Below are 9,385 nucleotides of genomic sequence, written 5' to 3' on the forward strand. Positions count from 1 at the left end.
ACTCAAATGGAATACGCCAAAACCAAAGCGGGCTTAAGTGATATATTTGTTTCAAGCAATGGTGGATTGTCGTTCAGTCAAACGGTACTGTCAGGAGATACACGAGGAGCGGCGTGGAAAGTTGAGCAAAAAATTGATTTCAATGATTTTACGGAGCAGGATATCCCATTGACTTTTAAAGGTTACTACTCAAAACAGCAAGAGGGCTTTTCAAATTTTGCTAAAGCACGCAGCAGCGATTTAGAAGAGTGGGGTGGTGAACTACGTTATGATTTTGAGCAAGATAAACACGGTTTGTTGTTGAGTTACAGTCAAGAAAAAGACAAGGCTAACTATGTTGAAAAACTTACTCGAGCACAGTACTACACTGCATTGGGGGATGTGTATACAGCAGCGTTTGAATTACAACACCGCAATGACCACAACTATGGTGAAGACGCCACACATGAAGCATTAATTGCGGCTAAATTGGAGCGTAGTTTTTTTGATGGTCGAGATAAAGGGTATATTATTCAGCAATTAACGGTGGCCAAATCGGGCGATGTGGCAGATGATAACCGTACCACAATTGGTTATAACTCACAAATTACCGACAGTATTAATATTGGTGCGGAAATTTTTGCATCCAATCGAGGCGCTGGAGGGGGTATTCAGGCAGGTTGGGATGTTAATGAGCAGACTAATTTGTATACGAAAGTGTTAAATGATGTGGACTCTACTTCTGGGCGAGGCATTACCACGGTAGTGGGCGGTCGAACCAAAGCGACCAGTGAGCTGGAGCTTTATTCTGAGCGTCAATTCAAAACTAGCAAAATCGATCATACTACTTCAGATGTGTATGGTGTCAGTTATAAACCTACCGAAGCACAATTTATTGAAGGCTCTTACTCGGTTGGGCGTGTAAACAACCGTAATCGTGACCGTACTAGTTTATCGGGTCATGATGAAACGCGTCGTGATGTTTATGCGGCTGGTTACGGCTATAAAAATGATTGGTTCCAAATTCGTAACCGTCTGGAATATCGGATTGATGAAGGTAGTGAACGGATAAGACAATGGGTCACCACCAATAGGGCGAAAACGATTGTCAGCGAAAACTTAAGTTGGTTAGCACAGTTTGATTTTGCAAAAACTTTTGGGAATAAAGACACATCGAATGATGTGGTGAGCAACTATACTGAATCAATGATTGGTTTTGCTTATCGTCCTAAATTAATAAACAATCTGAATTTATTTGGGAAACTGACTTATGTTTACGGGTTAGATCCGGACGATCAGCTGATAGCGAATTCGACCTCATCGAGTGGGAAACGCTATACTTCAAGTTTGTATGACCAAAAGAGCTGGGTGTGGTCGTTAGAAGGGGTTTATGAATGGAATGCAAACTGGGAAACTGCATTTAAAGCAGCCCATAGGCAAGGTCATTTACGCTATAAAAATGAAAGTAACTGGTACTCATCAGGGGCGAGTTTGTATGCGCTGCGTTTAAATTATAAGACAGGCGATTGGGAATATCAGGTAGAGGGTCGTACGTTACGTACCGATTTAGCTGATGACCATAAAGATGGCTTTGTGACGAGTATTTACCGTAATATTGGCGATAATATTAAAATGGGCGTGGGGTATAACTTTACGGATTATAACGACAACTTAACACACTTGAACTATCGTTCACATGGTTGGTTTGTCAATGTAGTAGGGAGTTTCTAATGGACAGTTGGCAAAGCATAGAAATTGGAAAAATTATTCCCCAAGTTAAAAAGAATTTACGCATATCAGGAGAGGAGATAATGCGAACTGAGCATAATGCAGCAGTGGAGATGAAAGCCAAAAGTAGCAGGAAAACAGGCGGCTATGGACAAAAGTCAATGTTCAAATGTGCAAAAGGTTTATTAGCTTCAACTTTTATATCATTGATGACGATATCGGCGGCAAACGCTTTTCCGGTATCAGGTACGGTCTATTTGGACTACGATAACACGGCAACAAAAACCGAGATGCCATTAATAGGTTTGAAGGTTGAATTATATGATGACAAAGGAAAATTAGTCTCTAATTCAGAAACAGATGGCAAAGGAAAATACACATTAGAAGCACCAGCTTTAACAACCTATAAGATTGTCGCAAAAACAGACAAAGATGAGGTTGTAGAAGATTCAGTCTCACTTATAGCCGACACAGGCGAATCTAAAAACCTATTTTTAAAAGGTGCGGGTGGTGACATTCAGTTATCGATAAAAGATGATAAAGGAATCGGTGCAAAAAATATTCCAGTTAAATTTATCAATTCAGCGGTAGCTGGTGAATTGGAAATGGCATCTAAAGATAACGGTATAATCGAGATCAAAAATACGTTAAAAGAAATTTCGTATACCGCAGTAATCGATGTAAATTCTTTTATAGAAGATATAAGTAATGCAAAAAAATATGCATTATGGGATGCTACATTACCGGATAATACGCATGGTTATGTTGACAGCATGACATTTAATATGGATGGTACTAAAAAAATAGGTGCCTTCAATATTAAAGAGCGTAATGAATGGGGTATTGATGGTATAGTTGCTATCGATCAGGATAATGATGGTATCTACAGTGCTGATATTGATACGGGTGCAATAGGGATGAATGTTGAGCTTTATTATCCGGGCACGACAACCAAAGTATTGGGCACAAAAACCATTACCACAAAGGAAAATGGTAAATATCATTTTGAAAATTTAGCTGTAGAAAGCTACGATATTAAAGTGACCAATGTTGCTGCACCTTATATCCCAGTAGGGAAAATGGAAGCAAAAGTTACAATATCGAATTCAACAGCTTTGACTAGCGGTCCAGACTTTTTACTACAAATAGACCCAAATGATACTAAGTTGCCTAGTATATCAGGTTATGTATTTGTTCTATCAGAACAACATATGCCAATGGGTCCCGACTCTGGTGCAAGTTTTAATACTTTACCTGCGGCAAACAGTATTTACTTTGAAACTCCAGTAGAACTTTACCAACATGATGGAATGACATGGAAAAAGATAGCAACTCAAAAATCGAATAAAAAAAATGGATTATATCAATTCCGTGGCTTGGCTAGTGGAAAAGACTATAAAGTTGTTCTTAAAGAATCAGGCATAGATTTAAATAAATATGCTTTTGTCAATGATACTGATGGTAAATCGTCTAGTACTTCACCTGAATCAAAAAGCCGTCATAAAGGTAGAGTAACTTTAAGTAATGGTAAACAAGATAATATTGGACCAAGAGAAATTACAATACCTAGTTTAGGACAAGGAATAAAGTCTAATCAAAACTTTTGGTATTCTCAGGTACGTTCTGATTTAGGTATGCTTAAGATAGTAAGTAATATGGCTACCGCTAATAATAGAACATCTTGGGGGGGAGGTCTTAATGGTATTTCAACAACAACAGCTTCGACTTACATGAAAGTGTCTTTTTATGAGGAAGATGGCGTTACTCCAGCTATCGATTCTAAAGGAAAACAATTAGTTGGAACTCATTATACTCCTGGTTACTATGGTAAAATAGGGTATATGACTGTACCGGTAGATCGTGCAGGAATATATGTTTATAAAATAGATGAGACTAATGATGGACTAATAATTGATCGTTCAACTAGTGACTATGTATTAACAATATTACCAGGTAAATCACAGGATAGTAATATAATTTTTAAACCTGAAAAACCAAATACTATTTCAGGTTATATCTATCTCAACAATAGTCATCCTGGTACTACAGGCAATTATGATCCCAATGTTGATATTCCAATTAGTGCAGCTCGAGTTTTGTTATATCGTAAACTGCCTAATGGAAATTACAATTTAATGACAGAGTTTGGTACAAATAGTGATGGTTTTTATAATCTGACTAACTTAACTGATGGTGAATATAAAGTTTATGCTAAACCAGAATTTGGTGGTCCAAGTAATGTTGGTTCAAATGATGTTGAGCTTGAAAACAATGATCAAGGCACAGGAGTACAGAACAACCTATCAGTTATCGAATTAAATATCAGTGGTGGTAAGGTTTATAATACTAACACTAACTTCTGGTATAAGCTGAAACAACAAGATTATGTTATTCGTGGCAGTGTTCACTTAGACACAAATGATGAAGACGGTAAGAATAAGCTGCATTTAACACGTGATTTACTTCTTTTCGATGCAACAGTTTTACTTTGTCGTGATGGTAATGAAGATGATTGTATCGTTGGTGGCAAAAATTATATTGCCCATCAAATTACAGATAAAAGTGGCGAATTTAAATTTATTGGCAGTAGAGATGGTATTCATGCTGGCGTAAATTATATGATTAAAGCTTTACGTTCAGGAACCACTGCTGTAACTAATAGTAGTGAAGGGCTTGAATCAACTTATATCGTCAAATTTGATAAACTTGGACCACCAATAATTAAAAACTTTTTAATGCAAGGTGTAGCTGATATCAACGCGTACCCTGTCAACGATTTAGATGGTGATAGGAAACTTAAAGGATTGTCTACATCTGAAAATGGAAGTGGCAAATTTGAATTCTATTATTGGGATGGTAGTACGTATCAAGAGTGGAAAAAAGGTCTTGGAAACTTTTTTAATTCGGTTTTAATAAGAAATCTCCCACAAGGAAAATATCGTATAACTCACAATAAAGGTGGAAATTATATCGATATTGCAGATATGGATCCTGTAACACCTGAAGGTACGTTAGACTTTGAAGTATTAGCGGATGGAACATTTGCTAATGGTTTGACTAAAGAGCAATATTTCATGCAGGCATCTCTAGCAGCTTCGGGTGTATCTGAAGGTGTATCTGGTAAAATTTACTTAGATATTACTGGATCTGGAAAAATTGGTGAGGCTGTTATACTGACCGAAGATGAATTAACTAATTATAATAAAGGTGTTTTGAGTGTAGAAGGGATTTTTACACCAAGGATTTATCCAGGTTACTTTACTGGTAGTGTTGATTCAATTTTGTCAAATCCAGATTTCATTGATAATGAGGTGCAAAAAAACGGAGGTTTTGCTTACACTAAAGCAAATTCAACTCGTGGTAATTTATATTTGACAAATATGTTATTACAATTAAAAGGACTTGATACCAACCAATTTGAGTTAGTAGCTAATAGCAGTCAACCTAAAGAAAGCTATTTACCAGATAATATAAAAAATAGTCTGGAATATATGCAAGTTATGGCTAATAATTCAGGTGTACCTAATCAATATTGGTTATTGAAACTAAAGAATAATACCCAAATCAGTGGTCAACTTTATTATGACATTGACGATAATGGTATCTTTGAAGCCGATAAAAATGATGTGCCAATTTCAGGCGTGAAAGTTGAACTATATCGAAAAGGTATACTTTATAGCTACACGAAAACTGATGAACAGGGAAAATACACATTTAAAAATCTATTTGATGACACCTATACCGTTAAGGTCACTGATACAGGTCTAGATAAGAGTCGTTATGAATTGAAGAGCTCATCTGATTCAGCCAACGATATCAAAATCTCTCCAACAACGCCGTCTGTTTCGGGTAGCGATTTAGACTTTATCTATAAGAAGAATGGTGATGCAGCCATTACTGGTAATATTATGGTTGATATTAACAATAATGGTCGTGTAGATATTAATTTTGATAAAACAGGCGATATAGCTTTACCTGGCGTCAGCGTTAAATTATATAAAAATGCTGTCACAGATACTAAGCCTTACCGTCAAGTTGAAACTAATGATAAAGGGTACTATAGCTTTAGTGGTATTGATTTAAATACCACTTATATTGTGGAAGTGGTGTTACCAGAGGGTTATGGGGTTATCTCTAACGCAGATAACAATACTAACACAAGTTTGGCACCAATTATGTTTGCCGATGTGGCAAGAACAGAGCAAAACCGATACTTTTTGTTAGCGGGTAATTCAAACACTAACCCATCAGCGGGTATCAATAGTTCAGAAGCAAAAGATAGTGGTATTTCTGGTAAAGCAGTCGTCGATGATACTAATTCGGAAAAACCTATCGCTGATATTCTTATTGGCTTAATTGACGCAAATGGGAATATGGTTGCCCGTCAAAAAACCAACAGCGAAGGTGAATACCATTTTTATAACCTGGTGAATGGTAAGTACAGTATTAATGTGGTGACTTCACCAGAAGGTTATTCGCTGATTAGAAACAGTAAAGGTACTACTCAACCATTAGATACGCTATCGGATATCCAATTAGCTAATAAGGGTGAACATAAAAATAACTTCTATTATAAGGAAGCTAGTGTAAATGGTATTTCAGGTAATATTTACGTTGATTTTAACGATAGCAATAATTTAAAAGATTTAAATAACTTAAATACCTATGCCCATTTGCTTGACAGAAAAATAAAGGCAACTGTTGAGTTACATAAAGGATTAGATGGCAAAGGTGAGTTATTGCTGTCAAAAGAAACAGTTAATGGCACATATCAATTTTCTAATCTGTTATTTGGTGATTCAGCCGACTATTCTGTTGTTTTGAAAATGGATACACTGCCTGACTATAACTTTAAATTAAGTAAAGCTGGCACAAATTCAAAAGATATTGTTATTCCAATTGAAAAATTACCTCGAGCCGGTTCATCAGATAACCACTATCTGGTAGTAGGTAAACAACAAATTGGAGGTCACGTTTGGATAGATATTAATGGAGATAAAGTTCAAGATAGCGATGAAGGTATTAGTGGCATAAATGTAACCTTAAAATATAAACCAGCCGATGAAACGGAATATGTTACGCTGTCTCAAACTCAGACCTCAAATACAGGTGAGTATCTGTTTAATAAATTGCCGAAAAATGGTAACTATCAGGTTGTAGTTAGTAGCCCAACAGGTACAGCACTGATACCTGATAGCGAAATAACCGGTAACAGCGATGTCTATACATATTCATCATTGCAAGATAATGAGTTAAAAAATAGCACAGCGTATAAATATATCGGTGAGGTTAGCGGTCATATTAGTATTGATGTGGACAATAGCCAGAATAAAACGGCTGTAGATGCTAATTTAGCTGGTGTTAAACTTATTTTGACCAACAAACATGACAACACTATCGTTAAAAAAGTGACGGTCGATAATGACGGTAACTTCACTGCGGATAATTTGCCTTTAGGTGATTGGGTTATTACCACTGACAGTTCACAAAGTGTGAATGATTGGAGTGGTTATCAATTAAGCTATACCGAGAATGGTGGCATTAACACAGCAGCGACTGCCAAGGACTTATCATTAACTGTTACTCTTTCTGATAAACAACCTAATGTGAATAGGATAGAGATTGGTTACAGTGGTAGTTCTGTTATCAAAGGTTATGTGGTGCTTGATATAGATAATGATGGTAAATATAGTGCAGATGATATTGGATTAGGTGAAATAACGCCAAAATTGAAGTTAACTTCAGCTACTCAAACATCAGAATTTGTTGACAGAGAAATAACGGTTGATAAGGCAAGTGGTTATTTTGAAGTAACAGGTTTAAGCCAACATGATTATGAATTAGTACTAGATGACAATGATATTACTAATAAAGGCTATAAACTGGTCTTTAGCCCAAATAAAACAACGCCAGATATGGCAAGTAATACTGCAGTATTTAAAGTAAGCGGTCCGAAAGACGATAGCTTTTCAAAAGATACTATAGCTGAAAACCAAGCGTTTGGTTATACAATCAATCGTGCGATATCTGGTACCGTATACTTAGATGTTGCTGGTATTGGTGCAGATAAAGGTCATCAAGACTTTAATCCGGTATTGGTTGGTGCAGAAGTAAAAGCAGAAGCAACCATCAATGGTAAAAAATTGACTCGTGTTGAAAAAGTAGATAACGATGGTAAATTCACATTGCCTAACATCATTAATGGTGAGTGGATTGTATCGGTATCACATCCAACCAGAGTTGATTTAATATACAGTTATTTTGTTAAAAAAGCAGTGACTCCAAATAAAGAAAGTGCCAATGGTATTAGCTATAACGTGGATGCGAGTACGGCAACTACTATTGAACTGGATTTAGGTATGAGGGGTCAAAGTAACATCAGTGGTAAAATTGTTTATGACAATGATACCAGTGGTGATCTTTCTGCTGCAGATACGGGCGTTGAAGGTTTAACCGTAGTGCTGGGTAATGCAGATGATAAAACCCAGAGTTACTTAAGTGTATCGACCAATAGTCAAGGTGAATTTCATATTGCTAATTTAGCGCAACATGACTACACAATAAAAGTAACAGACCCATTGCGTAAGTTAAATGGTTATGAATTGAGCTTTAGCCCAAATGGTAAAAGCGAAATTGAAACACTAAAAGTGAGTAGTGATAATACTGACTTAACTGGACAAAATTTTGGTTATCAAGGTAATTTAGGTATTAGTGGTCATGTCTATCAAGATATTTTAGGTAATGGTATACATGATGCAACAAACTATCCGTTGTTACCAGAGGTGGAAATTACGGCAGTCAGTGTATCAAATAGTGATATCCACTATACGGTAAAAACTGACAGTACTGGTAAGTATAGTTTTGATACTTTAGTGCAAGGTAAATGGAAAGTTAGCGTGACGAAATACCCGTCAGGCTGGCAATACAGCTATGTTGACTTTGTTTCACAAAATCCAATAACCAATAATGGCGCAGGTGAGGTCACTGTTGAAGTAACACCGGAAGTATTGGTCCGAGGAACTGGTTATAGCATAGACTTCGGTGCGAAAGGGAGTGCGCAAATCAGTGGTCGTGTTGTAATTGATATGGATACAACAGACGGAAACTCAGTGATGGATATTGACCAACCACTAGTCAATATTCCAGTTCGCTTAAAAATGACAGGTGCGGCTGGCTCGGGGCAAATAGAGGTTAAAACCGATGCAAAAGGTCAATACCGCTTTGAGGGCTTAACTGCTTATGATAAATATGAAGTTGAAGTTGATGATAACGTAAACGAATTACAAGGTTATGAAATCAGCTTTAGTCCTAACGACCCTGCGAATAAGCGTACTGCTGTTGACGTTGCTACCGTAACGGCACAAGTTACGAATGTTGACTATGGCTATAAAGGTCAAGGTAGTTTAGTAGGAACAATTTATCGTGATTATGCAGGTAAAGGTGTCCACGCAGATTACTTTGGTACCTTAGCCGATGTAAAGGTAAGTGTGAAAAATGTAAGTAACAATGCTATTGTATTGACAGCAGTTAGTGATGCAAATGGTCATTACCAAATTGAGCATATGGCTGCCGGTAAATGGCAGGTGAGCATTGAACCACCGACAGGCTATGATTTTAGCTATGTAGGTGAAACCCAAGGTAGTACTAGCACGTCAGTAGCTAGTGGCGTTGAGATTGA

General features: G+C 36.8%; 2 protein-coding genes. Both read left to right on the forward strand.

Annotation, left to right across the window (positions count from 1 at the left end; genetic code table 11):
* Positions 1-1,710: hypothetical protein (locus A9G34_RS10825; protein ID WP_176701495.1), on the forward strand; the 1,710-nt coding region annotated here is incomplete at its 5' end.
* Positions 1,710-9,385: SdrD B-like domain-containing protein (locus tag A9G34_RS09985; protein ID WP_141670401.1), on the forward strand; the 7,676-nt coding region annotated here is incomplete at its 3' end. The genes A9G34_RS10825 and A9G34_RS09985, both read left to right, overlap by 1 nt.

The sequence above is a fragment of the Gilliamella sp. Choc4-2 genome, from assembly GCF_001690355.1.
GTDB classification, from domain to species: Bacteria; Pseudomonadota; Gammaproteobacteria; order Enterobacterales; family Orbaceae; genus Gilliamella; species Gilliamella apicola_A.